Origin of the sequence: Nocardioides sp. (assembly GCF_035547795.1) — a bacterium.
Classification (GTDB): domain Bacteria; phylum Actinomycetota; class Actinomycetes; order Propionibacteriales; family Nocardioidaceae; genus Nocardioides.
Genome location: NZ_DASZUF010000165.1, coordinates 1 through 25,018 on the forward strand (window position 1 = coordinate 1; position 25,018 = coordinate 25,018).

The following is a 25,018-nucleotide window of genomic DNA, read 5'->3' on the forward strand; positions in this document are numbered from 1 at the left end:
CGGTAGTAGTCCCAGTAGGTGTAGACGCCCGGCCCGGGCTGATGGGGCCGTACCACGTCGCGGAAGTCGCGCTCGATGGCGAAGAACGCCTCCCGCTCCGGCGGGGTCAGATGGGTCGAGTTCTTGAACTGTGAGGGGTCGAAGCAGTCCTCGTCGTACGGGCAGACGTTCCAGTCGCCGACCAGCGCGGTGGGCTCGGCGAGCCACGCCTGCGACGCGTCCCGCAGTCGGGCCAGCCAGTCCAGCTTGTAGCGGTAGTGCGGATCGCCGGGTTTGCGGCCGTTGGGCACGTAGAGCGAGACCACCCGCACGCCGCCGCCGCACACCGCCGAGATGGCGCGTGCCTCGGCCTCCTCGGGGTCGCCGTACAGCGGCATGCCCTCGAACCCGACGGTGACGTCATCGAGGCCGACGCGGGAGATCAGCGCGACGCCGTTCCACTGCGAGTGCCCCACCGCGGCGACCTCGTAGCCTCGCGCCTCCAGCCCCATCGTGGGCAGTTGATCGACCTTGGCCTTGGTCTCCTGCACGGCCAGTACGTCGATCTCGTGCCGGTCGAGGAACGCCTCCACCCGGTCGATACGGGAGCGGATGGAGTTGACGTTCCAGGTCGCGATGCGCACGGCCAGACCCTAACGCTCTGCTTGAATCGGGCCATGGGGCGGCTGATCCGGGTCATGCTGGCGGTGGCGATCGCGCTCGACGTCGCCTATTGGACGATCTGGTTCACCGACCGCTCCGTGCTGGCCAGCGAGCACCGGGCCGCCTACTACCAGTTCGAGAACGCCTTCCCGCTGGCCGACGCCTGGCTCGGCCTGGCCTGCGTACTGGCGCTGGTGGCGCTGGCCCGGCACCGGCCGAGCGCGCTGCTCTGGCTGGTCGCGGCCGGCGCCGCTGGGCTCTACCTGTTCGGGATGGACTTCCTCTACGACGTCGAGCACGGCATCTTCGGCAAGGGCGGCGGCGGGGTCGTGGAGGCGGTGATCGTGCTGCTCACCCTGGTCTTCTCGGTGACGGTGCTGCGGTTCGGCTGGCACCGCCGCTACGCACTGCTCGCGGGTCGGGGCTGAGGCGCACCGGCGAATCGGCTGCGTGTCGCCGTACTCCTTAGGATTGCTCCTCGTGGCTCTCACCATCGGCATCGTCGGCCTGCCCAACGCCGGCAAGTCCACCCTCTTCAACGCGCTGACCAAGAACAACGTGCTCGCGGCGAACTACCCGTTCGCGACCATCGAGCCGAACGTCGGCGTGGTGGGCGTGCCCGACGAGCGGCTGGCGCGGCTGGCCGAGATCTTCGGCTCCGAGCGGATCCTGCCGGCCACGGTGGAGTTCGTCGACATCGCCGGCATCGTGCGCGGCGCGTCGCAGGGAGAGGGGCTGGGCAACAAGTTCCTCGCCCACATCCGCGAGTCCGCGGCGATCTGCCAGGTCACCCGGGTCTTCCGCGACGAGGACGTCACCCACGTCGAGGGCGAGGTCAACCCTGGCAACGACATCTCCACCATCTCCACCGAACTGGTCCTGGCGGACCTGGAGACGGTCGAGAAGGCGATCCCACGGCTGGAGAAGGAGTCCCGCAAGACCCCCGACCTCAAGGCGAATCTCGCCGCCGCGGTCGAGGCCAAGGCGGCCCTGGAGGCCGGTACACCCATCATCGCCACCTCGATCGACAGGGCCCTGCTGCGCGAGCTCTCCCTGCTCACCGCCAAGCCGTTCATCTATGTCTTCAACTGCGACACCGACGAGCTGGCCGACGAGGCGCTCAAGCAGCAGATGCGCGACCTGGTGGCGCCGGCCGAGGCGATCTTCCTCGACGCCAAGATCGAGTCCGAGCTGATCGAGATGGACGATGACGAGGCTCTCGAGATGCTGAACGAGCTCGGCATCGCCGAGTCGGGTCTGGACCAGCTGGCGCGGGTCGGCTTCGACACCCTCGGTCTGCAGACCTATCTCACCGCCGGTCCCAAGGAGGCCCGCGCCTGGACGATCCGCAAGGGCGCCACCGCCCCCGAGGCCGCCGGTGTGATCCACACCGACTTCCAGAAGGGCTTCATCAAGGCCGAGATCGTCTCCTACGACGACCTGGTGGAGGCCGGCTCGATGGTCAAGGCCCGCGAGGCGGGCAAGGTCCGGATCGAGGGCAAGGACTACGTGATGGCGGACGGGGACGTGGTGGAGTTCCGCTTCAACGTCTGAGCCGGCGCTGAGCGCCGAGTCTGGCAGACGGTGGCGACGACTCGGGGAAAGTGGCAGCCCACGGGTGGGCGTTCCGGCCGATGGGGCTCTTGGATGTGCCGTCCTCTCGGTTGATGTCCACGGTGTCGCATCCGTCCGAGGTCTGGGGCGTCGTGCTCGTGACAGCGATCGGCGCGCGCTACTGCCTGGCGTCGTCCGGGTGAGACGCCGGCACTGTGGTGGCTGGCGCATGTGCTCTTCTGGGTGCCAGTCCACCCGATCGCCCGGAAGATCCGGGTCGCTCCGGTCTAGAGTTTGCGGGTGCATCGGGTCCGGGATTCCCTGCGTCACCGACCCTGGCAGGGGGTCTCGCTGTTCCTGCTCGCCGCGCTGATCGTGACGGCCGCGTCGTTCACCCCGCTGTTCACGCGGTCGCTGGAGCAGTCGGTGACCCGGACGACGCTGCACGACAACGCAGTCGTCGACACCGGCGTCCAGCTCGGGTGGACCGGGCCGGAGCAGAACATCACGGCCTACTCCGGCGGGCCGATCATGCCGGACGCCCTCACCGGCTACGTGCCGAGCGCCGTACGCCGCTCGTTCGCCGCCCAGGTGCTCGGTCTCCAGGCCGAGCCCGCCGGCACCGTGCACGGCGATCCCTACGCCGGCACGGTGGTGTGGCGCACCGGGATGTGCGCCCACGTGCGCATCGTCGCCGGTCGCTGTCCTGCCCAGAAGGACACGATCGCGGTGAGCGAGGCCGACAGCCGCGGCCTCGGGCTGCGGCCCGGCAGCACCGTCTCGATCACCGACGAGAGCCCCGGGCACGGGCGCACGGCGCAGGTCACGCTCACCGTGGTGGGCGTCTACCAGCAGATCCCCGGGACGTACTGGTACGGACTGACCCTGACCGGCTACTCCGGCCAGGGTGTCGCGGGCGCCGCCGGCGTCGTCCAGCACGACGACTGGCTGACGCCGGAGTCCACGCTCTACTCCGACCAGCTGCACTACCCTTCGCTGGCGAGCAGCCTGTTCCTGCTCCCGCGCGACGACCTGGGCGTCGACGCCTTCCGCCGGCTCCCGACCGGGCTGCGGGCGATCGAGCGCCGGCTGGACCTCAGCTCCGACTCAGGGCGCGTCTACGTCAACACCGGCATCCCCTCGCTCGTCGCGGACGTGGACCACCAGCAGCACCAGGCGCGAGTCACGGTGCCGACTCTGATGGTGCAGCTGGGCCTGCTCTGCCTGGTCGTGCTGTGGCTCGTCCTCACCGCGGTGACCGACCAACGGCGGCCCGAGATCGCGCTGGCGCTGCTGCGCGGCCGGGGCCGGCGCCGTGCCCGCCGGATGCTGCTGGGCGAGCTCGTCCCGATCATGGTCGCCGCGACGCTCGCCGGCGGCGTCGCGGGTGTCGGGGTCGCCTGGTCCGCCGCGAGCTGGTACCTGCCGCACACCCCACCCGTCGAGCCCGGCAGGGACTTCGCCCTCGCCACCGCCGGCTCCCTCGTCGTCCTCCTCGTGGTGAGCGTCATCGCCGCCGTGCGGGTCACCCGTGAGCCGGTCGAACGCCTCCTGCGCCGGGTCGGTCCGCGTGTGCGCGGACTCCGGGTGGGGGTCGGCCAGGCGATGCTGCTGGCGGCCTCGGCCGCACTCGTCCTGGTCTTCGTCACCGGCGGGCTCAACGGCTCCGCGAGCGCACTCGGCCCGAGCTTCCTCGCCCTGCTCGTCGGTATCGTGCTCTCGATCCTGGTGCCGCCGCTGGCCACGGCTTGGTCGCGGCGGCAGCTTCGCCGGGGCCGGGTGGCCTCGGCGCTCGCCGGGCTCGACGCGGCCCGGAGCACGGCCACCCGGCGCGCCGTGGCCCTGGTGACGGTGGCGACCGCTCTGCTCGTCTTCGCGGTCGACGCCGACGCCGTCGGTGCTCGCAACCGCGAGGATGCGGCGGTGCAGTACGTCGGAGCCGCGCGCGTTCTCGACCTCGACTCGACCGAGGTCCCGGCGATCGAGAAGGCCGTCGCCGCCGTCAACGCGCACGGCGTCCGGGCCACCACCGTGCTGCAGCAGACATCGGTCTCGGCGACCGCCAGCGGGACGCTCGGCGTCGTACCCGACGAGTTCGGGCAGGTGGTCGGGGCGGACGCCGGCCTCCGTGCGGCGCTCCAGAAGCTCGCGGCGCCGGCCGCCGCGCCGATCCGGGTCCAGGGCTCGAGCCTGGCGGTGACAGTGACGCACGCCCAGGTCAGCGCCACTTCACCGGCCCACCTGGCCGTCCTGGTGACCTTCCCCGGCCGCACTCCGATCCCGGTCGACTTCGGCCGGCTCCGCTCCACCGACCAGGCCCGGACGATCCGGCGTTCGGTGCCCTGCTCGGCCGGTTGCGAGATCGTCGGGGTGGGCGTGAGCTCCAACCCGGGTGCCGACGACAGCGGTTCGTTCGGCCTCGGTCCCGCCGGACGCTGGGGCCGGCCGGACGACTGGCAGGGCTTCGCGAACCACAGCGGCAAGATCGGGTTCGGCGCCGAGGCGGACGGGTCGCTGCTGGTGACGTTCGACACGGAGGGGTCCGACAGCGTCGTCGGCGACCACGCCTGGATCCCGGACGCGCTCCCCGCGGTCGTCACCGGGGCGCGATACGACGGCGACGACGGACGCCGCTACACCGGGCCGGGCGTCGACGGGGTCGACCGGACCTTCCGTCAGGTCGGACACCTGGCACGCGTGCCCGGCGCGGACGGCGGGACCTCGATCGTCAACCTCGACGTGGCCACCCGGGGCAAGCCCTACGACCAGGGCCAGGCGGTCACGGTCTGGCTGGCCGACGACTCGCCCGGGCTGCTGCGCACCGTCACCACCGCGCTCCATCGCCAGGGGGTCAGCGTGCTGGGCTCGAACACCGTCGCGCAACGCCGGATGTACTACGAGCGCTCCGCCGCGGGGCTGACGCTCGGCCTCGGCGTCGGCGTGGGGATCGTCGGTCTCCTCATCGCGGTCCTGGTCTTGCTCGTGCTCGCGATCTCACGATGGCGCACCCGCAGCTACGACCTCGCGGCGCTTCGGATGGCCGGCATCGCCGCGCCCGCGCTCCGGCGCAGCAGCGTGGCGGCCGAGCTGGTCGCGGCGCTGCTCGCCGTACTCGTCGGAGCACTGGTCGGCGTCGGCGGCGCAGCCCTCGCGCTGCGCCGGCTGCCCCTGTTCACCCAGCCTCCGGCCGTCTCGACCCTGACGCTCATGCCGGCCTGGTGGGCCTGCCTGGGCGCGGCGCTGGCCGCGGCGGTCGTGCTCGGCCTCACCGGCTGGTGCATCGGCCGCGCCACCGACGGCCGGGCCGAGCTCGGCCGGCTTCGGGAGGCACAGTGACATCCGCGACATCGGCATCGCACGGACTTCCCATCTCGACCCGGCGGCTGGTCCACATCTACCGCACCGAGGGGCACGACGTCGCCGCGCTCTCGGGCGTCGACCTCGAGATCCGTGCCGGCGAGATGGTCGGGCTGCTCGGGCCCTCGGGCGCGGGCAAGTCGACGCTGCTCAGTCTCCTGGGCGGGTTGTTCCGGCCGAGCGCGGGGAAGATCCACATCGGCGCGGACGAGCTCTCGGTGGTCTCCGCCAGGCGGCTGGACGAGCTGCGTGCGACGGAGGTCTCGCTGATGCTGCAGGGGGCGGGGCGCAACCTGGTGCCGTACCTCAGTCCGATCGACAACGTCGCGTTCGCGCAGGCCTCCGCCCGCGCGCTCGGCAAGCAGCTCGACGACCCGCACGACGTGCTCGCGCGGGTGGGACTCGACGCGGACGCACACACCGACCTGCACCGGCTCACGCCCGGGCACCGGCAGCTGCTGGCGGTCGCGGTGGCCACCGCGAACCGCCCCGGCGTACTCCTTGCCGACGAGCCGACCAGCCAGCTGCAACACGCCGCGGCCAACCTGGTGCTCGACACCATCGCCGCCATCAACGCCGAGACGGGCACCACCGTCGTGCTGGTCACCCACGACCCGGCCGTGGCGGCGCGCCTGCCGCGCACGGTCACGATCCGCGACGGCAAGATCGGTGGCGAGGGTCGCAGCGGTGAGGAGTACTCGGTGGTCACTGCCGATGGCTTCCTGCCGCTGCCGGCCCATGCGCTCGCCGCGCTGCCGCCGGGCACGTTGCTGCGGGTGCACCACGACGGCGACCACTTCGTGCTGCTGCCCGAGACCGAGGCTCTGGCCGACGACGAGGAGGTGGGCGCATGACGCTGGTGACCCGTGGCCTGGAGGTCCGTTACGGCGACCTCGTCGCGGTGCATCCCCTCGACCTGGAGCTGTCGCCGGGCACCCTGCTCGCGGTGACCGGTCCCAGCGGCGCCGGGAAGAGCAGCCTGCTGTGGGCCCTGGCGGGTGCGCTCACGCCGTACGCCGGCAGCGTGACTCTCGACGGCGAACCGGTCGGTGTGCGGGCGACGGCCGCCGCCCGTGGCGTGGTGATGGTGCCGCAGGGCAACGGTCTCGCCGTCATGCTGACCGCGGCCGAGAACATCGTCGTCCCGCTGATCGGTGCCGGCGTCCCCGGAGCCGAGGCGGCCCGCCGCGCCGCTGCCGCGCTGGCCCTGGTCGGTCTCGAGGAGTCCGGCAACCATCTCGTCGAGGAGCTGTCGGGTGGCCAGCAGCAGCGGGTCGCGCTCGCTCGTGCCTTCGCGGCGCGGGGTGCGGTCCTGCTCGCCGACGAGCCGACCAGCGATCTGGACGCGACCAACCGCAACCGGATCATCGAGGGGCTGCGGGCCGAGGCCGAGCGTGGAGCGATCGTGGTGATGAGCACCCACGACCCCGAGGCCGCTGGCCAGTGCGACCGCGAGCTCACCCTGGACGAGGGCCGCGCCCGCTGGCGCGAGCTGTCCCCGACATCGGGCACCGCGCCGGGAGCGTAGGCCGGCCTGCGCCGCCGGGTGACGCCGGGTAGCATGGGCGGTGCCGAGGATTCCTTGCACGAGGAGCGCTTCGCCCCGCGGTTTTCGGTGATACCCAACAATCCGGCTCGCCGTAGCCGGGGACGGGCCCGAAGCCATGGCATCTCTCGCCGCTGTCGTCACCTCCGCTGGCTTCCCGCCACCGTCGCTGGGACGACCACATCTGGGCCGAGTCCTGACTCGGGTCGGGGCCAGCGTGTTGGTCGCGGTCATCGCGCCGGCGGCTCTGCTGTGGATCGCGCTGACCTTCTTCAACCTCACGACCGCGGCAATCGTCGCGCTGGCATGGATGAGCGCCGCCATGCTCTGGCGATGGGCTACGCGTCGGCCGGCCTCGGGATTGCTGCTGCTGGCCCTGGCGGTCCTGGTCGTCCGGACCGCGGTCGCCCTCGCCACGAACAGTGCCTTCCTCTACTTCGCCCAACCGGTCCTCGCCGACCTGGTCGTGGCCCTGCTCTTCCTGGGATCGCTGTGCCGCCGACGGCCGATCGTCGCCCGCCTGGCGCCCGACTTCTATCCGATGGACGCCACGGTCGCCGCCCGCCCGCGAGTGCGGGCGCTGTTCCGGGGGCTCACCCTGATGTGGGGACTGGTCGTCCTCCTCAAGGCAGGTGTCACTCTGACGCTGTTGGAGATCCTGACCACGACGGACTTCGTCATCGTCAAGAGCAGTGCCATCGCCGTCCTGACCGTCGTCACCGCCGTCGTCACCGTCGTGTGGTCCGTCGTGATCGGACGCCGGGAGGGGTTGCTCGGGCCGCGGTGACGGCACACCTCGTCGAGTGAGACGCCGCCACGCCGGTGAGCCTTCGGCCTCCCGGAGTACCGTCGTGGGCACGACGCGGCGCCCGATGTTCCAGGGCCTCGCGACCTTCGAGAGGCACCAGCCTCGCCAGCAGGTCGGAGATGGTCGGAGATGAGAGTGCCGCCGCGATCCCAGCCCCTTCCCCGGGTCGTCGATGCTCGCTTCGTCGAGGCGCGTGCACGCGAGGTCAGGGCGGTGCGGGCCCGGCTGCACGCCGCGAGGGACGCGGCGCCGCGACACTGGGAGGCGCAGTCCTTGCGCGAAGAGCTGCTGGCCGCGCTCGAGCAGCTGGCCGTCGCGGTGGCCCGCGCCGGCGCGCCGCTGCCCTACCGGCTGCGGGCGGAGATCGATCTCTACCGTCGGCTCGGGCATCGGATCTGACGGTACGGCGGACATTGTTTCCGGGACTGCCGTCCCACTAACATGCCGCCCATGACCGTCACCGAGTCGAGTCCGCGGCAGGGCTACCACGAGCGGCTGCGGACCCTCTCCGAGGCGTCGGTGCACCAGCACTTCGACGCGTTCCTCGACATCGACTGGGACCACCCCGACTACGCGATCCGCACCGACGACGAGCGCTGGATCCTCGGCGAGGAGGACCCGCTCGGCGCCCACCCGTGGTATCGGGCGCTGCCGCGCGAGCGGCAGATCGAGATCGGCATCAAGCGCTGGGCACTGATCTGCAAGGTCGGCCTGCAGTTCGAGCAGCTGCTCATCGGCGGCATCATGTGGGACAACCTCAAGCGCCCCAACGGCAACCCGGAGTTCCGCTACTCCACGCACGAGGCGACGGAGGAGTGCCATCACACCCAGATGTTCCAGGAGTTCGCGAACCGATCGGGCGTCGACCCCTCCGGCGTACCGGCCTGGTTCCGCCGTGCGATCCCGCTGCTGGCCACCTTCGGCTACTGGTTCCCGGCCGGCTTCTGGATGGGCGTCCTCGCCGGCGAGGAGCCGATCGACCACCTCCAGAAGGGTCTGCTGCGCGCGGGTCGTGAGCTGCCGCCGCTGCTGGAGCGGATCGTGTCGATCCACGTCGCCGAGGAGGCGCGGCACATCGGCTTCGCGCACACCTACCTCGCCGAGCACATCGGTGAGCTGCCGCTGGTACAGAAGGTCGCGATGCACGCGCTCACGCCGCTGTTCATGCGGCTGATGTGCGACATCATCATGAAGCCGAGCCGCGAGGCGGTCGCGGCGATGGGCATCCCGGAGCGGGTGGCCCGCGAGGTGTGGTGGGACAGCCCCGCGAGCGAGCGGTTCCTGCGGCACATCTTCGGCGACGTACGGATGCTGTGTGACGGCCTGGGGTTGCGTACCCGCCTGACCCGGCCGCTGTGGCGGCTGATGGGCATCGAGGGCCGGCCCTCGCGGTTCCGCAGCGAGCCGGCCGCGGCGTCCTCCTGAGCTCCGGTCGGGCTACCCTGCCCGTCGTGGACGGACGGGCGGCACGCTGGCAGGCGCACAACGAGGAACGCCGCCGACTGGTTCTCGACGCCGCGATCGCCATGGTCGAGGCCGGGGAGGGGGACGCGAGCGTCGCCGAGATCGGTGCCCGGGCGGGCCTGAGCAGGTCGGTGGTCTACCGTCTCTTCGCCGACCGACGTGAGATCGACCTCGCCGTGCAGCGGCGGGTGCTGGAGGGGTTGCGCGCCGACATCCTGGCGGCGCTGACCCTGACCGGGACGATCCGCGAGACGCTGTCGCGGATCATCGGCGTCTACGTCACCTGGGCGGCGGCGCACCCGCGGCTGCACCGGCTGGCCGACTACGACACCGCGATCGACGGCAACGGTCCGCTGCAGCAGGTCGTCGCCGAGATCGCCACCGGCGCGGTCGACCTGCTCGAGGCGGCCATCGACCAGCTCCGCGGCTGCCTTCCGATGCCGCCGCGCGGGCTGACCGAGCCGTTCGCCCACGGGCTGGTGGGCATGGTCTTCGCGACCGTGCGGCGCTGGGTGCACCGCTCCGGCGGCGAGGTCGAGGCGGAGGTGCTGGTCGACCTGCTGACCGCGGCGGTGTGGGCGCAGATCGACGTGCTCGTGCGGACGCTGGGCCTGCAGGTCGACCCGGACGGTCCGGTGGAGGAATGGTTCCGGCCGGAGCGCTAGGCTCCCGGGCGTGTCACGGCCCGTCATCATCCACACCGACGGCGGCTGTACGCCGAACCCCGGCCCGGGCGGGTGGGGCGCCGTACTGCGCTATGGCGAGCATGTCCGTGAGCTGTACGGCGGCGAGTCCGCTGCGACGACCAACAACCGGATGGAGCTGACGGCGCCGATCGTGGCGCTGGAGACGCTGACCCGGCCGGCGACGGTGCACCTCTACACCGACAGCACGTACGTGCGCAACGGCATCACCAGGTGGCTGGCCGGCTGGGCCCGCAACGGCTGGCGGACGTCGGCCAAGCAGCCGGTCAAGAACGTCGACCTGTGGCAGCGCCTGGAGCAGGCCTGCGCCCGCCACGAGGTGGAGTGGTTCTGGGTCAAGGGCCATGCCGGCGTGGCCGACAACGAGTTGGCCGACCAGCTCGCCACCCGCGGGATGCGGGAGGCGATGGGCAAGCCCGTCTAGCCGACCGGCGAGCTAGGCGACCGGCGAGCTAGGCGACCCGGGCGCCGCGCTTCGCATCCAGCGCCGTGCGGTAGGCGTCGGCCAGCCGCGGCGCCCAGTCGCGGGTGATGAAGCCCTTCGCGTGCTCGCGGCCGCGGCGGCCCATCTCCTGGCGCATCTCCTCGTCGTTGGCCAGCGCGCGCAGCGCCTTCATCCACTCGTCGTCGGTGCGGCACAGGAAGCCGGTCTCGCCGTTGATCACGTAGTCCGGGTAGGGGCCGGCGGCCGAGGCCACGATCGGCAGCCCGAGCGCGCCGGCCTCGAGGGCCTTGAGCGGGCTCTTGGAGCGGTTGAACAGCTCGTCGGCCAGCGGCGCCAGGGCGACGTGCCACTTGGTCAGCTCGTAGTAGTACTCGTCCATCCGGTTCGCCCACTCGACGAACGACGCGTCCCGGTAGCCGATCTTGCGGGCGTAGTTCGACCCCATCATGACCAGGTGTGCGTCGGCCTTGCCCAGGCCGTAGGCGACGCCCTTGCCGGCGGAGCGCCAGTCGATGTCGTGGGTGAACGTGCCGGCCCAGCCGGCCACGAACTGCTCACCGGGCTGCCGCACCCGCTGCGGCACCTCGAAGAGCACCTCGTCGACGGTGTTGGGTAGCACCAGGATCGGCGCGTCGGTGTACTGCCGGTACTGCTCGGCCAGGTGCGGCACCGTCACGGTGACCAGGTCGGCGATCTCCAGGGAGCGCTTGATCGCCGGGATGCAGTCGTCGCGGAAGTACTCCCAGACCAGCTCGCCGTGCTTGGTGAACAGTGGGTTGTCCTTGCGGACGTTGACCATGTCGTCGTCGTGCTCGACGACCAGCAGCTGTTCCCCGGCCTCGGCGATCTGCTCCCACGCGCCGAGCGCGACCGGCTGGGTGAGGCGGTGGGCGACCACCACGTCGACGTCCACCAGGTCGGTGGAGGAGAGCACCTGCTGGTACTTCCACTCCAGCAGTCCCTGGTACTGCGCCTCCACCAGAGGCGCGTTGATGCGGTAGTGGAACGAACCGTCGCCAGGCTTGCCGGATGTCCAGACGAGTACCTTCACGTCCGCCCTATCGGCCATCCTTTCGGCCACCGAAGCCAACCGGTCGTGCCACTATCTACCCATGGGTAATGCGGACATCATCGTGGTGGGTCACGGTCTGGCCGGCCTGGTCGCCGCCGCCGAGGCCGCCGACGCGGGGCGCAGCGTGCTGCTCGTTGACCAGGAGCCGGAGCAGTCGCTGGGCGGCCAGGCGTTCTGGAGCCTGGGCGGGCTCTTCCTCATCGACAGCCCCGAGCAGCGCCGGATGGGCATCCACGACTCGCTCGAGCTGGCCACCCAGGACTGGATGGGCAGCGCCCAGTTCGACCGCGACGAGGACCTGTGGCCGCGCCGCTGGGCGGAGGCCTACCTCGACTTCGCGCACCAGGAGAAGCGCGCCTGGCTGCGCTCGATGGGCCACCGCCTCTTCCCGGTCGTGGGCTGGGCCGAGCGCGGCGACGGCCGTGCCGACGGGCACGGCAACTCCGTCCCGCGCTTCCACATCACCTGGGGGACCGGGCCCGGTGTGGTCGCGCCGTTCGAACGCCGGGTCCGCGCGCACGTCGAGGCGGGCCGGATCACCTTCGCCCACCGTCACCGCGTCGACGAGGTCATCGTCGAGGGCGGTACGGCGACGGGCGTGCGGGGCGCGGTCCTGGAGCCCAGCTCCATCGAGCGTGGCCAGGCGTCCTCGCGGGTCGAGGTCGGTGAGTTCGAGCTGCGCGCCCAGGCCGTGATCGTGACCAGTGGCGGGATCGGCGGGAACCACGACCTGGTGCGGAAGAGCTGGCCCGCGCGGCTGGGGACCCCACCGGCCACGATGGTCTCCGGCGTACCGGCGCACGTGGACGGGCGGATGATCGCCATCACCGAGGCCACCGGCGCCCGGGTGATCAACCGCGACCGGATGTGGCACTACGTCGAAGGCATCCGCAACTGGGACCCGATCTGGGAGAACCACGGCATCCGGATCCTGCCCGGCCCGTCCTCGCTGTGGCTCGACGCCACCGGCAGGCGGCTGCCCGCGCCGAACTTCCCCGGCTTCGACACCCTCGGCACGCTCAAGGTGCTGCGCGAGACCGGCTACGACTACTCCTGGTTCGTGCTGACCCAGAAGATCATCGAGAAGGAGTTCGCGCTCTCCGGCTCCGAGCAGAACCCCGACCTGACCGGGAAGTCGGTGCGCGGCGTGGTCGACCGGGCGCGCAAGGGCCCCGGTCCGGTGGAGGCGTTCAAGCGGCACGGCGAGGACTTCGTGGTCGCGGACAACCTCTCCGACCTGGTCGCCGGGATGAACAAGCTCGGGGAGACGACGCTGGACGAGGGCGCGCTGCGCCGGCTGATCGAGGCACGCGACCGGCAGATCGACAACCACTACGCCAAGGACGCCCAGATCACCGCGATCTACAGCGCCCGGCACTTCCTCGGCGACAAGCTGTCGCGGGTGGCCAAGCCGCACCGGCTGCTCGACCCGGCGAACGGCCCGCTGATCGCGGTCAAGCTGCACATCCTGTCGCGCAAGACGCTCGGCGGGCTGGAGACCGACCTGTCCGGGCGCTGCCTGACCGCGGCCGGCGTACCGCTGCCGGGCCTGTACGCCGCCGGCGAGGTCAACGGCTTCGGCGGCGGCGGGATGATGGGCTACAACGCGCTCGAGGGCACCTTCCTCGGCGGCTGCCTGTTCAGTGGCCGGGTGGCCGGCCGAGCGGCCGCCGCCGCGGTGTGAGGCTCAGCGACGCAGCTTGACCTTGTGGGTGTACGTCGGCCGGGTGCCGCCGCGCGGGGTCAGCTCGACCCGGACCTTGGTGACATGTCCCGGACGGAGCCGCTTGAGCCCCTTCTTGGTCAGCTTGACGGTGACGGAGCGGTGCTTGCCGGCCTTGATCGAGTAGGCGTGCTTGCCGAGCTTGACGTGCTTCTTGGTGGCGGTGCGCAGCGTGAGCGTCCCGTGGCAGCCACCCTTCGCCTTCTTCGCGCAGGCGAGCGTGAAGGTGGCCTTGCGGTGGGAGACTCGGATCGTCCGGTGCGGCTTGACCACGGTGCCGGCGCTGGGCAGCACCCGCACGGTGCCGACGCTGTAGGTGGCGCCGGACCCGACGTCCACGTTGTTCGCGGCGAGCTGGTCGCGGGTGACCCGGACGACGGCGTTGTCGGCGCTGTCGGTGAACCAGATCGCGCCGTCGTGGGAGAAGGTCAGTGACGTCGGCTTGTACGCACCGACCTGCGAGATCGCCCCGACGCCGCTGGCGGAGAGGTGGCCGATCCCGGGGTGGAACTCGTTGACGCTGGTGAACCACATGTTCCCGTCGGGTCCCTCGACCAGGCTGGTGGGCGCGGTGTTGCTGCCGGTCCGCCACGCGGTCACGGCGCCGGTGGCCTGGTCGAGGTAGCCGACCACGCCGTACCCGTCCGGTGTGACGAAGGTGCCCGAGCTGTAGCGGGTGAACCACACCGAGCCGACCGGGCCGGCGGCGATGCTGCCGAGGTCACCGTCGAGGTAGCCGGAGTAGCTGGGCAGGGGGTATGTCGTACCGCCGGACGCGTCGGCGTTGAGGTGGATCAGCCGGCCGGGGTAAGACAGAGCGCACCACATCGAGCCGTCGGCCGCCCGACCGAGGACGTCGTCGCACTCGGGGGAGTTGGAGTTCCATGTCCACTGCCCGCCAACGATGCGGGAGACCCCCGAGTCGGCGTAGTTCATCGTGATCCACGGGACCCCATCGGGCGCTACCCGGACCTCGCCGGCGTCGGGATAGTCATCGGTATAGGGGCCCTGGGCGACCGACCCGTTCGGGTGCAGCGCCACCACCTCGTGGCCCTGGTCATAGGCGACCCAGACGGTGCCGTCGGGCGCCACGTCCAGGTCCTCGACGTCCGCGTTGTCGTCGTCCTCGTTGGGCGGCAGGGTGTACTCGCTGATCTGCCCGGTGGTCGTGATCCGGCCTACCTTGTTGGCGTTCCTCTCGATGAACCACATGCTGCCGTCGGGCGCCGTCGTGATCCGGCCCAGGCCGGCGTTGCTGGTCGGAACGGCGAAGACGGTGGCGGCCGCGTCGGCGGGGGCTGCGGGGCCGAGGGCGACGCCCGTGGTGGCGGCCGCCAGGGTCAGGCCGAGGGCGGTGAGGCAGGTAGTGGCGCGGAGTCTCGAAGCGGGTGACATAAGCGGCACCTACCCACTTCGCCGCGGTTCATACCTCCCCGCGTCCATGTTGTGGTCATGTAGCACTTGCTACGAATCCCACTATCATGACGGCCATGAGCCGCCGCGACGCCCTGCTGGACCAGGTCACCGACCACGTCCTGCAGCACGGGCTGATCGGGCTCACCCTGCGGCCGGTGGCGGCGGCGATCGGGACCAGTGACCGGATGCTGCTCTACCACTTCCGCAGCCGCGACGAGCTCGTCGCCGCGGTGGTGGCGCGGACCACCGACCGCACCGTGGCCGGCGTCGAGGCGCTCCCGGGCCAGCCCGACGTACGGGCCGGGGTCAACCGGCTCTGGCAGGCGTTCCTGGCCCAGCCGATGCACAGCTGCATCGACATCTACTGCCAGGCCGCGGCCAGCGGCCTGATCGGTCAAGAGCCCTACCTCTCGGTGGTCCGGGAGAGCAACGAGCGCTGGACGGGCGCGCTCGAGTCCTATCTGATGCGCTGCGGCGCGCCGCCGGAGCGGGTCGCGCGGATCGTGACCCTGGTCGACTCCTCGCTCTTCGGCTTCCACCTCGACCTCGCCACCGACGACCCCGAGGAGCTGGTCCGGGGGGTCGACGATCTCGCGGTCGCGGCGCAGGCCCTCGCGGACGCCCCGGCCTGACCGGGGACTGCGAGAATCGCCGACGTGAACCGGCTGCGCGACGTACCGACCGAGCGGATGCACCTGTGTCTGATGCTGGTGCTGACGTTCACCACCGGCATCAACGACGCGGTCGGCTACCTGGGCCTGGACAAGGTCTTCACCGGCAACATGACCGGCAACGTCGTCGTCCTGGGCATGGCGCTGGTCGGCGGCAGCGGGCTGCCGGTGCTCGGCCCCGCGCTGGCGTTGGTCGGCTTCATGGCGGGCGCCGCGGCCGCGGGCCGCTTCCTGCGGCACGGCAGCCGCACCTGGCACGGCCGCACCACGACCGTCTTCGCCGTGGTCGCCGCGGTGATGGTCGCCCTGGCCGTGCTGCTCCTGACCGGCGGCGACCACCCGTCCCGGTCGGTCGGCGTCACCAGCACCACGCTGGCCGCGATCGCGATGGGCGCGCAGGCGGCGACGGCGCGGATCATCGCCGTCAAGGACGTCACGACGGTGGTGGTCACCTCCACCATCACCGGGCTGGCCGCCGACTCCGTCCTCGGCAGCGGCAAGGGCGGCGGATCGGTACGCCGGGTGCTCGCGGTCGCCGCGATCCTGGCCGGCGCCGCCCTCGGTGCGGCGCTGCTGAAGTGGCATCTGGGCGCCGGCCTCCTCGCCGCCGGCGTGGTCATCGCCGCCGCGACACTGGTCGGCGACTACCACGACCGGGCGACGCAGCGGCTGCTCGTCGCCGGCCGGTCTACGACACCGTCAGCGTGATCGCCAGCAGCACCGAGATGACGACCACCGCGGCGGTCAGCAGCCAGCCGAGGGAGAAGTGCGGTAGCGGCTGACGCAGCCGCATCGCCCGCTCCACCCGTGCCCAGCGCACGAACGCCAGCACCGTGCACGAGGCGCCGACCACCAGTAGCGCCACCACGATGACCGCGCGCAGCCACGAGGTCGCGGGCAGCTCCAGCGAGTGCAGCGCGACCGCGCCGGCGAGCATCGCCAGCGCGGTGCGGACCCACGCCAGGAACGTGCGCTCGTTGGCCAGGCTGAAGCGCGGGTCGGGCTCGTCGCCCGCGTCGTACACGAAGGACGGCCTGCGCGGCCGGTGAGGTGCACCCATGACGACATCATCGCGTGGCCGGTCGATAGGTTGCCGCCATGGCGGCCGAGTTCGACAGTGACATCTTCGTGAACCAGACGGCGCCGGGGGAGTACGACGCCCGGCTGCGGCCGGGCTGGGTCGTCGGAGGCGGGGTCAACGGCGGCTACCTGCTGGCGACCATCGGCAACGCGATCAGGCACGCCGTCCCCGCCAAGCCGGATCCGATCAGCATCAGCGCCTACTACCTCAGCGCCAGCGTCCCTGGCCCCGCCCGGGTGCTGACCCGGGTCAGGCGCGAGGGCGGCTCGGTCGCCACCGTCGCCGCCGACCTGCTGCAGGGTGACGAGCAGCGGATCGCGGCGCTGGCGACGTTCGGCGACCTGGCCGGGCTGCCGGGAGATGTCGCCACCACCGCGCGAGAGCCGGACCTGCCGGACCGGGAGCGGTGCGTGCCGAACTCGATGGCCCCCGAGGACATCCGTCGGATCGCGCCGATGATGGAGCGTTTCGACATGCTCTTCCACCCCGAGCAGGTCGGCTGGGCCGTCGGGCAGCCCAGTGGCAACGGCGTGATCAGCGCGTGGTTCCGGCTCAAGGACGGCCGCGAGCCCGACCCGATCAGCCTGCTCGCCGTGGTCGACCTGCTGCCACCGGTCACCTTCGACCTTGGCCGGCCTGGCTGGGCCCCGACGCTGGAGCTGACCGCGCACGTCCGGGCAGTGCCGGCGCCGGGGTGGCTCAAGGTCAGGCACGCCACCCGCAACGTCGCCGGCGGGATGTTCGAGGAGGACTGCGAGGTCTGGGACGCCACCGGCCGGCTGGTCGCCCAGTCGCGTCAGCTCGCCCGGCTGCCGCGCCGAACCACTGCTACGGCAGGGTGACGAACCTCAGCCCACGATGCTTCAGCTCCGGGATCACCTTCTTCAGTGCCCGGTAGGTCTGCGATCGGTCCCCGCCGCCGTCGTGGCACAGGATGATGTCGCCCGGGCGGGTCGCCCGGATGGCCGACTCGATCGCCGGGATGCCGGGGCGGGCCCAGTCCCGCGGGTCGATGTTCCAGTCGACGGGCATCATCCGTTCTCGGGCCAGCTCGGCGAAGACCTTGGCACCCCAGACGCCGCCCGGCGCGCGGAACTGCGTCGGACGGAGCCCGGTGACGTCGTGGATGGCCTCGTTGGTCCGGGCGATCTCACGGTGGATGTCGCGTCGGCTGCGGAACGGCAGCCGCTCGTCGTGGGTCCAGGTGTGGTTGGCCACGGTGTGGCCCTCGGCGACGAGTGCGCGCACGATCTTGCGGTTGGGATGCACCTGCTCGCCGATGAGGTTGAACGTCGCGGTGACGTGGTGCTTGGCGAACAGTCGCAGGTAGCGCGGCGTCCAGACCGGGTGCGGGCCGTCATCGACGGTGAGCATGATCGAGCGGTGCGGGAAGTGCGCCTGCCGGTCTCGCCGGAGAAAGTCATCGAGCTCATAGATCGGGGTGTGCCATCGGTGCGCCCAGTGCGGGGCGTGCGTGGAGACGACCGGCGGTGGCGCCGGCGGCCCGGCCGGAGGAGTCACCGGCGGAGGCGCCATCGGGCCACCGACCAGGGTGGCGGCCTGCCGCCCGCGTGCGCGCCTGGCGTCCGCATGCCGTGTCGTCGCCTCGGCCTCGACGCCGAGCGTGCCGGCACCGATCACCACCCCGGCCACGCTGAGCAGCACCGTGCGGCGCAACATCCGCGCGGGTCGTGGTGGTCGGGTCGGCATCATCCACTCCTTCCCACCGGGCGCTGGGCTCACATCATGGCCGGAAGAGGGGCGCGGATGGGTGAGCATCGCCGAGGTCGTCGCGGTCCGATGGGATCAGCGCAGCGCGAAGACCCAGCGCCGGCCGGGGAACTCCGTCAGCGACCAGACCAGGTCGCCCCAGGCGGTGACGTCCTCGGGGCCCGGTGGCGCCGCCATCGAGCGGCGCCGATAGCCGCCGGGCCGTCCCGCCCACAGGTCGCCGGGACGCCGCCGACCTCGGGAGACCATCAGCCGGTAGCCGTCGGCGGACCGCACCGCGCCCTGCATCGAGGGCACGCCGGCATCGACGCCGACCGCCGTGGCGGCGCCGTCCTGGCCGAGCGTCAGCAGCCCGGAGGCGTCGAGCGCGAACTGGGCGAGGCGGTGAGTCGCGTCGGGGCCGCCGTACTCCCCGGCGAGCAGCCTTCCCCCGATCGGGTCGACGGAGATGAACGAGTAGCGCATGCCGTCGTCCGCGGCGTACCGCAGGCGCACCGGCCAGACCAGGTCGCCCGCGGGCCGGCGCACGATGTCGTCGACGTGCGCCACGTAGCAGCCGCGCCTGGTCGCGGCCAGATAGAGCCACGGCCCGCGCCAAGCCAGTCCGCCGGCGTGGATCGGCAGCGGAGCGAGCGCACCGTCGCGCATCAGCGCCATCGGCAGGTGCCGGTAGCGGCGGGTGTCGAGGTCGAGGAAGGTGACCCGGGCGCCGAGCCCGGCCTTGGAGTACCAGCTCGCCACCAGCAGCCGGTCGGCGCGGCCGGCGTCGGCCGAGGAGGTCAGCCCTTGGGGCCACCAGTTCGCGTCCCGCCGGTCCGCCCGGTCCCAGGTCAGCGCATGCCGTACGCCGAGGCCCGGCGCGAACCCGCGCCGCCCCTGCCGGTCGAGCTGGGCCAGCACCGGGGCCAGCCCCACCCGGTCGCCGAGCTCGTCCGGGACAGGCGGCTCCGGAGTGGGGGTCAGACGTGGCAGCACGGGATAATCCTGCCGTGACGCGAGTCGAGGTGGTCGCAGCGGCGATCCTGCGCGAGGGTCGGGTGCTGGCCGCGCGCCGTACTTCCCCGCCGGCGGCGGCCGGCCGCTGGGAACTGCCCGGCGGCAAGGTCGAGCCGGGGGAGGACCGCGACCAGGCGCTGATGCGTGAGGTCGGCGAGGAGCTGGGCGTGCTGGTCGAGGTCACCGACTGGCTGGCGGGCGAGAGCCGGATCGGCGACGCGCTCTGGCTGCGGGCCGCGACCGCGCGGATCGTCGCCGGCGAGCCGCGTCCGCGCGAGCACGACCGGATCCGCTGGCTGGCGCCCGAGGAGCTCGACGAGGTCGACTGGCTGGAGCCGGACCGGCCGTTCCTGGCCCAGCTGCGCGAGCGGCTGGCTGCCGCCCAGCCCACCGAAGTCGCGATCTTCTTCGAGGAGGAGGACGCGCGCAGCGTGGCGGACCGGCTGGAGTCGGAGGGTTGGTGGACCCGCGTGCATCGCGAGCGGTTCCAGGGCGAGGACGACGACGAGGACCAGCCCTGGGCAGTGGCCACCGACGCGCCGACGCTGCTGCTGGAGCTGTTGGTCGACGAGTACGACGGCTGGCTCCACCAGCCCGCCGATCCGCGGCACAGCCCGCCCGCGCCCCCGCCGGATCTGCCGACGGCGCCCCGGCGGGTCAGGCGCCCACACTAGGATCGGGCCCATGCCCGACCAGCGCTTGCTCCTCGTCCATGCCCACCCCGACGACGAGTCGATCGGGCAGGGCGCCACCATGGCCAAGTACGTCGCCGAGGGCCGTGGGGTCACCCTGGTCACCTGCACCGCGGGCGAGATGGGCGAGATCCTGGTGCCCGAGCTGGAGCACCTGGCCGCGGATCGCGAGGACCGGCTCGGCGAGCACCGGCGCACCGAGATCGAGAACGCGATGGCGGCGCTGGGGGTCACGGACCACCGCTGGCTGGGCGGGTTCGGCCGCTACCGCGACTCGGGGATGCAGTGGCACGAGGACGGCTACGCCATCGCGGCGGATGACATCCACGACAACGCGTTCTGGAAGGCCGACCTGACCCAGGCCGCCGACGAGCTGGTCGCGATCATCCGCGAGGTGCGGCCGCAGGTGTTGGTCACCTACGACCAGTTCGGCAACTACGGCCACCCCGACCACATCCAGGCCCACCGGGTGGCGATGTACGGCGCACAGCTCGCCGCGGTGCCGTCGTACAAGAAGGAGTTGGGGGAGGCCTGGGAGATCGCGAAGATCTACTGGTCGGCGATCAGCGAGGGCCGGATGCGCGACGGCCTGCGCAAGATGAAGGCGGCCGGGGAGGAGATCGACTTCTTCGGCGGCGACCCCGAGGGTCCATTGCCGATGACCACCCCCGACGTCGACATCGCCTGCGAGGTGGACGCCACCGCCTACCTGGAGCAGAAGATGGCCGCGTTGCGCGCCTACCCGACCCAGATCAGCGTGGACGGGCCGTTCTTCGCGCTGTCGAACAAGGTCGGCAACGAGGCGTTCGGCTACGAGTCGTTCCGGATCGCCAAGGGCACCCTCGGCCCGGTCGATGAGCACGGCCGCGAGACCGACCTGTTCGCGGGCCTGTGACCCGGCCTGTGACCCGGCCTGTGACCCGGCCGTGATCAGGGCCGCCGCCGCGCTGGCCCTGCTGGTGCTGGGCGCGCTGGTCGGGCTGGCCGCGGTCGCGCTGCACGCCTCGTGGTGGGGGTTCGTGCTGGCCGCTGTCGGCTCGCTGGCGGTGCTGCCGGCGCTGCCGCCACGATGGTGGACGCTGCCGCCCTACGCGGTCGGCTGGTGGGTGCCGCTGCTGGTCGCCTGGGCGGGCCGGCGCGAGGGCGACTACGCCCTGGAGTCCAGTCGCTACGGCTACGGCCTGGTGGTGCTGGCGGCCGTGCTGGTCGTGGCCGCGGCGTTCCTCACCGCGCTGCGCGCGCCTCGCCGGCAGCGCTACCGGAAGCCGGGCCGGGCACCAGGTAGCGCACGACGTGGTGCTCGCTGAACCCGAGTCGCTCGTAGAGCGCCAGCGCCGGCGCGTTGTCGGTCTCCACGTGCAGCCATACCGTCCGTGCGCCTTGCTCGGCCCCCCACTCGACCAGTCCCGCCATCACCGCCGTCGCCAGGCCGCGGCGCCGGTGCCGGTCGTCGACGGTCAGCCCGTGCACGGCCAGCCACTCGCCGTCCAGGACGGCGCTGCCCGCGGCGACCCGGGTCCCGTCGGCACCGTGGAGCGCGACGGCGGCGGCGTCCTCACCGACCCGGGTCGCCTCCGGCGTATCCGCGGCTCCCCGGCGGCGCAGCAGCCGGTGCAGCCGGGACAGCGGCGCCGCCCGGAACGACGCCTCGCCGCGCCCCAGTGGCACCCAGCCGCCGGCCCGCAGGGCCGCCTCGACCTCGGCGCCCGCCTCCACCTGCATCATCGGCGCCCGGTCGCGAGCGGCGTAGAACGCCAGCACCTCCTCGACGGCCTCCGCGAGCGGTCGCCCCGGCGAGCCCAGCGCCAGGCAGGAGTTGGCCCGCTTGAGCAGCCGGCCGGTCGGCGCCGGGTCGGTGCGCAGCACCCACTCGCCGAGCGGCCGGGTCTCCAGCCCGGGCCACAGCGCCAGGGTGTGCAGCTCGGCGTCGCGGGCCGAGACGCGGGCCAGGTGGGAGGGCCGCGGCGGGACGGGCTTGCCCGAGACGATGTCGGCGAGCAGGATCTCGACGGGTGCCCCGGAGTCGGGTGCCACGCTCATCGAGGTGGGGCCCCACGCCGTGCAGATGCCGAGCAGATCGGTGAAGGCGGGGCCGCCGGTGGGGCCGGTCTCGCCTGGTACCAGACGACGGATCACCACGCGTGTTCCGACCACATGTGGACCTAGCAGATGGGCTGGCACCCCGTGATACTAGGCTGTCCCCTGACCGCTCTCGACCGCTCCCGTAGGAGGATTCGGATGACCTACGTCATCTCCCAGCCCTGTGTTGACGTCAAGGACCGGGCCTGCGTCGACGAGTGTCCTGTCGACTGCATCTACGAGGGCAACCGGATGCTCTACATCCACCCCGACGAGTGCGTCGACTGCGGTGCGTGCGAGCCGGTCTGCCCGGTCGAGGCGATCTTCTACGAGGACGACGTGCCGGAGCAGTGGAAGGACTACTACGACGCCAACGTCAAGTTCTTCGACGACCTCGGCTCGCCGGGTGGCGCCGCCAAGATGGGTGTGATCGACAAGGACGCCCCGCTGGTGGCCGCGCTCGAGCCGCAGAACCAGGACCACTGACGCGGTGCCTGATCGGGGGAGCTCCCACCTGGGGCGCGTCAGCAGCAGGCTCCCCGACTTCCCCTGGGACAAGCTGACGTCGTACGCCGCGGCGGCGCGTCGGCATCCCGGGGGCATCGTCGACCTCTCAGTCGGTACGCCGGTCGACCCGACCCCCGTGGTCGTGCAGCAGGCCCTGGCCGCGGCGGCCGACGCGCCCGGCTACCCCGTCACGGTCGGCAAGCCGGCCACCCGGCAGGCCGGCGCCGACTGGCTGGCCCGCAACCACGGCGTGAGCGGCCTCGGGCTCGACGGGGTGCTGCCGGTGATCGGCTCCAAGGAGCTGATCGCCTCGCTGCCGCTGCACCTGGGCGTGGGCCCCGGCGATCTGGTGGTCTACCCCGAGCTGGCCTACCCGACCTACGAGGTCGGCGCCGCGCTGGTCGGGGCCCGGGTGCTCGCCTCGGACTCGCTGACGGCGATCGGGCCGGAGCGGCCGGCGATCCTGTGGCTCAACAGCCCCAGCAACCCCACTGGCAAGGTGCTGCCCGTCGAGCACCTGCGCAAGGTGGTCGAGTGGTGCCGCGAGCGCGGCACCCTGCTGATCTCCGACGAGTGCTACATCGAGTGCACCTGGGAGGGCGAGGCCCCGCTGTCGGTGCTCAACCCGGCCGTGTGCGGCGACTCGCACGATGGTCTGCTGGCCGTGCACTCGCTGTCCAAGCGTTCCAACCTGGCCGGCTACCGCTGCGCCTTCGTGGCCGGTGACCCGTCGGTGATCGAGGCGCTCCTGGCCGTGCGCAAGAACCTCGGCATGATGGTGCCCGACCCGATCCAGGCCGCGATGGTGGCGGCGCTCGGCGACGACCAGCACGCCCGCGAGCAGCACGCCCGCTACGCCGCCCGGCGTACCCGCCTGCGCGACGCGCTGGTCCACGCCGGCTTCGAGATCGACCACTCCGAGGCCTCGCTCTACCTGTGGGCGACCCGCGGCGAGTCCTGCTGGGACACCGTCTCCTGGCTGGCCGAACGCGGCATCCTGGCCGCGCCCGGCGACTTCTACGGCGTCGCGGGCCGCGAGCACGTGCGAGTGGCGTTCACCGCCACCGACGAGCGGGTCGAGGCCGCGGTGGAGCGCCTCACCGCCTGAGCCGCCTCCCGGCGGTCACCGTGCCGTCGCCGCGCAGACAGGTTGCGGTCAGCCCGGGCTGGATACCGTGGCCGGCATGAGGCGCTGGTGGGTCCGGCCCTGGCTGTGGGCGGTGGCGGCGGTGCTGCTCGCGCTGGTGCTGGTCAGCCCGCATGTCGGCCGCGCCGAGCCCTCGGGCAACTACCGCCCGCCGCTGCCCGCCGCCGCGCTCGCCACCGGCTGCTACCCGCTGCCCGCCGGGATGAGCCTGGACTTCCCCTACCAGGTGCGCAGCGACGGCGACGTCGGTCAGCGCCGCCGCCTGGTCCTGCAGTACGACCAGGTCGACAAGGCCACCGTGGTGAGCCGGCTCGGCGCCGCGCTGGCCCGGGCCGGACTGCCCGCCGACAGCGCCACCGTGACCGCCTATCCCCGCATCCCCAGTGACTCCGTCGTGCGCGGCCAGGTCGTGCTCGACCTCCCCCAGGAGGAGGTGAAGAGCCATGACCCTCAGTGTGACAACCCCTTCTCGACCAAGCGTTTCCCGCCCTCGTGGGCCCCGTCCACGCATTACCCGTGATCGCGTCGACCTGCTCCTGCTGGCGCTCCTCGCCGGCGGCGTACTCCTGCGGGTGGTGCTCTTCCCGCGGGTCTGGCACACCGGCTTCAGTGGCGACGAGGTCGCCTACGTCGACGGTGGCAAGGCGCTGTCGAACCTGGTCCGCGACCTGGCCTCGCTGCACGGCCCGGACACCGCCGAACTGAGCCGCGACGTGGTCGGCAGCGGCTGGTTCATGCCCGGGATGGCGCTGCTGCTCACGCCGCTCTACCTGGTCGACCCGCACGCGTCGGTCGCGGTGGCGCGCGGCTACCTGGGGCTGGCCTCCCTGGTGCTGTTCCTGCTCGCCGTCGTCGACGTCCGCCGCGTGCTCGGTCGGTGGTACGCCGTCGCGCTGGCGATCTTCCCGGGTCTGGTGCCGATGTGGCTGCTCTTCGGCCAGACCGCGTACGGCGACCTGCTCGCCGGCCTGGTCGCCGTCCTGCTCGTCACCCGGATGGTGGCGGTGCTGCACCGCGCCTGGGCCGGCACGCCGCCACGCGTCCGCGACGGTGCGCTGCTCGGCCTGCTCGCCATCACCACCGTCTACCTGCGCTCCTCCTCGACACCGCTGGTGGCCGGCGTCGGCGCGGTCGGCCTGATGGCGCTGCTGTGGTGCCGGCGCCGGGCGCTGGTGCCGCTGCTGGTCGCCTGCGGCGTCTTCGTCGGCCTGCTCGCGCCCTGGTCGATTGCGGCCTCGGCGACCTTCCACGCCCGGGTGATCACCACGACGTCGGTGCCGATGGCGCTGGCCAACACCTTCGGCGACCGCGACCAGGTCTGCTACGGCCCGTGCGACCCCGGCTCGACCATCTGGTTCTCCCCGGTGCGCTACGCCCGTGAGG

The 25,018-nt window shown here is 72.1% G+C and carries 28 protein-coding genes; 21 read left to right on the forward strand and 7 right to left on the reverse strand.

The features are described 5' to 3' along the window. Nucleotides 1–623: exodeoxyribonuclease III (locus tag VHA72_RS11200; RefSeq protein WP_325575201.1), on the reverse strand; the 623-nt coding region annotated here is incomplete at its 3' end. A gap of 33 nt (nucleotides 624–656) precedes the next feature. Here VHA72_RS11200 and VHA72_RS11205 point away from each other — a divergent pair. The 10 genes from VHA72_RS11205 (at nucleotide 657) to rnhA (ending at nucleotide 10,499) form a co-directional block, all read left to right on the forward strand. Next, nucleotides 657–1,070, forward strand: coding sequence for a hypothetical protein (locus VHA72_RS11205; RefSeq protein ID WP_325575203.1), 414 nt, complete (start codon nucleotides 657–659; stop codon nucleotides 1,068–1,070). A 52-nt stretch (nucleotides 1,071–1,122) separates the two neighbouring features. Beyond that, nucleotides 1,123–2,196 (forward strand): redox-regulated ATPase YchF, encoded by a 1,074-nt coding sequence (gene ychF, locus VHA72_RS11210; protein ID WP_325575205.1) that lies wholly within the window; start codon nucleotides 1,123–1,125, stop codon nucleotides 2,194–2,196. Nucleotides 2,197–2,496: 300 nt separating this feature from the next. After that, nucleotides 2,497–5,532, forward strand: coding sequence for an FtsX-like permease family protein (locus VHA72_RS11215; protein WP_325575207.1), 3,036 nt, complete (start codon nucleotides 2,497–2,499; stop codon nucleotides 5,530–5,532). Further along, nucleotides 5,529–6,407, forward strand: a complete 879-nt coding sequence (locus tag VHA72_RS11220; protein ID WP_325575209.1) for an ABC transporter ATP-binding protein — start codon at nucleotides 5,529–5,531, stop codon at nucleotides 6,405–6,407. The genes VHA72_RS11215 and VHA72_RS11220 overlap by 4 nt, the downstream gene beginning before the upstream one ends. Next, the gene (locus VHA72_RS11225; protein WP_325575211.1) at nucleotides 6,404–7,081 is read left to right on the forward strand and encodes an ABC transporter ATP-binding protein; all 678 of its coding nucleotides are present in this window, start codon (nucleotides 6,404–6,406) and stop codon (nucleotides 7,079–7,081) included. Before VHA72_RS11220 ends, VHA72_RS11225 begins: the two co-directional genes overlap by 4 nt. A gap of 235 nt (nucleotides 7,082–7,316) precedes the next feature. Further along, nucleotides 7,317–7,886, forward strand: a complete 570-nt coding sequence (locus VHA72_RS11230; protein WP_325575213.1) for a VC0807 family protein — start codon at nucleotides 7,317–7,319, stop codon at nucleotides 7,884–7,886. 150 nt (nucleotides 7,887–8,036) lie between these two features. Next, a complete protein-coding gene (locus VHA72_RS11235; protein WP_325575215.1) occupies nucleotides 8,037–8,306 on the forward strand; it encodes a hypothetical protein in 270 nt (89 codons plus the stop codon). A 51-nt stretch (nucleotides 8,307–8,357) separates the two neighbouring features. Then, nucleotides 8,358–9,332, forward strand: a complete 975-nt coding sequence (locus VHA72_RS11240) for an AurF N-oxygenase family protein (protein ID WP_325575217.1) — start codon at nucleotides 8,358–8,360, stop codon at nucleotides 9,330–9,332. A gap of 26 nt (nucleotides 9,333–9,358) precedes the next feature. Next, entirely contained in the window at nucleotides 9,359–10,036 is a 678-nt protein-coding gene (locus tag VHA72_RS11245) for a TetR/AcrR family transcriptional regulator (RefSeq protein ID WP_325575219.1), read from the forward strand. Nucleotides 10,037–10,046: 10 nt separating this feature from the next. Next, entirely contained in the window at nucleotides 10,047–10,499 is a 453-nt protein-coding gene (rnhA, locus tag VHA72_RS11250) for a ribonuclease HI (protein WP_325575221.1), read from the forward strand. Nucleotides 10,500–10,527: 28 nt separating this feature from the next. Here the strand turns inward: rnhA and VHA72_RS11255 are convergent, their stop codons facing one another. Further along, nucleotides 10,528–11,571, reverse strand: a complete 1,044-nt coding sequence (locus tag VHA72_RS11255; RefSeq protein WP_325575223.1) for a glycosyltransferase — start codon at nucleotides 11,569–11,571, stop codon at nucleotides 10,528–10,530. 61 nt (nucleotides 11,572–11,632) lie between these two features. Here VHA72_RS11255 and VHA72_RS11260 point away from each other — a divergent pair, with 61 nt between their 5' ends. Beyond that, nucleotides 11,633–13,276: an FAD-binding dehydrogenase gene (locus VHA72_RS11260; RefSeq protein ID WP_325575225.1), complete on the forward strand. Its 1,644-nt coding sequence runs from the start codon at nucleotides 11,633–11,635 to the stop codon at nucleotides 13,274–13,276. 3 nt (nucleotides 13,277–13,279) lie between these two features. Here the strand turns inward: VHA72_RS11260 and VHA72_RS11265 are convergent, their stop codons facing one another. Then, nucleotides 13,280–14,710, reverse strand: a complete 1,431-nt coding sequence (locus VHA72_RS11265) for a Vgb family protein (RefSeq protein WP_325575227.1) — start codon at nucleotides 14,708–14,710, stop codon at nucleotides 13,280–13,282. 95 nt (nucleotides 14,711–14,805) lie between these two features. On the opposite strand from VHA72_RS11265, the gene VHA72_RS11270 reads away from it, so the two are divergent. Then, nucleotides 14,806–15,363 carry a TetR/AcrR family transcriptional regulator gene (locus VHA72_RS11270; protein WP_325575229.1) on the forward strand — a complete coding sequence of 186 codons (558 nt, stop codon included), beginning with the start codon at nucleotides 14,806–14,808 and terminating at the stop codon, nucleotides 15,361–15,363. A gap of 24 nt (nucleotides 15,364–15,387) precedes the next feature. Continuing rightward, nucleotides 15,388–16,110, forward strand: coding sequence for a DUF1275 family protein (locus VHA72_RS11275; protein ID WP_325575231.1), 723 nt, complete (start codon nucleotides 15,388–15,390; stop codon nucleotides 16,108–16,110). Here VHA72_RS11275 and VHA72_RS11280 read toward each other — a convergent pair. Beyond that, entirely contained in the window at nucleotides 16,091–16,462 is a 372-nt protein-coding gene (locus VHA72_RS11280; RefSeq protein ID WP_325575233.1) for a YidH family protein, read from the reverse strand. The genes VHA72_RS11275 and VHA72_RS11280 overlap by 20 nt on opposite strands. Before the next feature lie 38 nt (nucleotides 16,463–16,500). Here VHA72_RS11280 and VHA72_RS11285 point away from each other — a divergent pair, with 38 nt between their 5' ends. Then, nucleotides 16,501–17,325 (forward strand): thioesterase family protein, encoded by an 825-nt coding sequence (locus VHA72_RS11285; protein ID WP_325575235.1) that lies wholly within the window; start codon nucleotides 16,501–16,503, stop codon nucleotides 17,323–17,325. Here the strand turns inward: VHA72_RS11285 and VHA72_RS11290 are convergent. Beyond that, nucleotides 17,312–18,193, reverse strand: coding sequence for a polysaccharide deacetylase family protein (locus tag VHA72_RS11290; protein ID WP_325575237.1), 882 nt, complete (start codon nucleotides 18,191–18,193; stop codon nucleotides 17,312–17,314). The genes VHA72_RS11285 and VHA72_RS11290 overlap by 14 nt on opposite strands. A gap of 96 nt (nucleotides 18,194–18,289) precedes the next feature. Further along, entirely contained in the window at nucleotides 18,290–19,189 is a 900-nt protein-coding gene (locus VHA72_RS11295) for a hypothetical protein (protein WP_325575239.1), read from the reverse strand. Between the two features lie 14 nt (nucleotides 19,190–19,203). Between VHA72_RS11295 and VHA72_RS11300 the strand changes: the two genes are divergently transcribed. Genes VHA72_RS11300 through VHA72_RS11310 form a run of 3 tightly spaced genes read left to right on the forward strand, consistent with a single transcriptional unit; the run spans nucleotide 19,204 to nucleotide 21,209 of the window. Beyond that, nucleotides 19,204–19,884: a (deoxy)nucleoside triphosphate pyrophosphohydrolase gene (locus tag VHA72_RS11300; RefSeq protein ID WP_325575241.1), complete on the forward strand. Its 681-nt coding sequence runs from the start codon at nucleotides 19,204–19,206 to the stop codon at nucleotides 19,882–19,884. Nucleotides 19,885–19,894: 10 nt separating this feature from the next. After that, nucleotides 19,895–20,797: an N-acetyl-1-D-myo-inositol-2-amino-2-deoxy-alpha-D-glucopyranoside deacetylase gene (mshB, locus tag VHA72_RS11305; protein WP_325575242.1), complete on the forward strand. Its 903-nt coding sequence runs from the start codon at nucleotides 19,895–19,897 to the stop codon at nucleotides 20,795–20,797. A 31-nt stretch (nucleotides 20,798–20,828) separates the two neighbouring features. Continuing rightward, on the forward strand, nucleotides 20,829–21,209 hold the full coding sequence (locus VHA72_RS11310) for a hypothetical protein (RefSeq protein WP_325575243.1): 381 nt from the start codon (nucleotides 20,829–20,831) through the stop codon (nucleotides 21,207–21,209). Here the strand turns inward: VHA72_RS11310 and VHA72_RS11315 are convergent. Next, complete coding sequence (locus VHA72_RS11315) at nucleotides 21,127–22,038, reverse strand: GNAT family N-acetyltransferase (RefSeq protein WP_325575245.1); 912 nt, start codon at nucleotides 22,036–22,038, stop codon at nucleotides 21,127–21,129. The genes VHA72_RS11310 and VHA72_RS11315 overlap by 83 nt on opposite strands. A 102-nt stretch (nucleotides 22,039–22,140) precedes the next feature. Here VHA72_RS11315 and fdxA point away from each other — a divergent pair, with 102 nt between their 5' ends. The 4 genes from fdxA to VHA72_RS11335 form a co-directional block, all read left to right on the forward strand. Beyond that, nucleotides 22,141–22,467: a ferredoxin gene (gene fdxA, locus VHA72_RS11320; protein ID WP_325575247.1), complete on the forward strand. Its 327-nt coding sequence runs from the start codon at nucleotides 22,141–22,143 to the stop codon at nucleotides 22,465–22,467. A gap of 4 nt (nucleotides 22,468–22,471) precedes the next feature. After that, complete coding sequence (dapC, locus tag VHA72_RS11325) at nucleotides 22,472–23,596, forward strand: succinyldiaminopimelate transaminase (protein ID WP_325575249.1); 1,125 nt, start codon at nucleotides 22,472–22,474, stop codon at nucleotides 23,594–23,596. 76 nt (nucleotides 23,597–23,672) lie between these two features. Next, nucleotides 23,673–24,155: a hypothetical protein gene (locus VHA72_RS11330; RefSeq protein WP_325575251.1), complete on the forward strand. Its 483-nt coding sequence runs from the start codon at nucleotides 23,673–23,675 to the stop codon at nucleotides 24,153–24,155. 52 nt (nucleotides 24,156–24,207) lie between these two features. Beyond that, on the forward strand, nucleotides 24,208–25,018 hold an 811-nt coding region (locus tag VHA72_RS11335; protein ID WP_325575253.1), incomplete at its 3' end, for a hypothetical protein.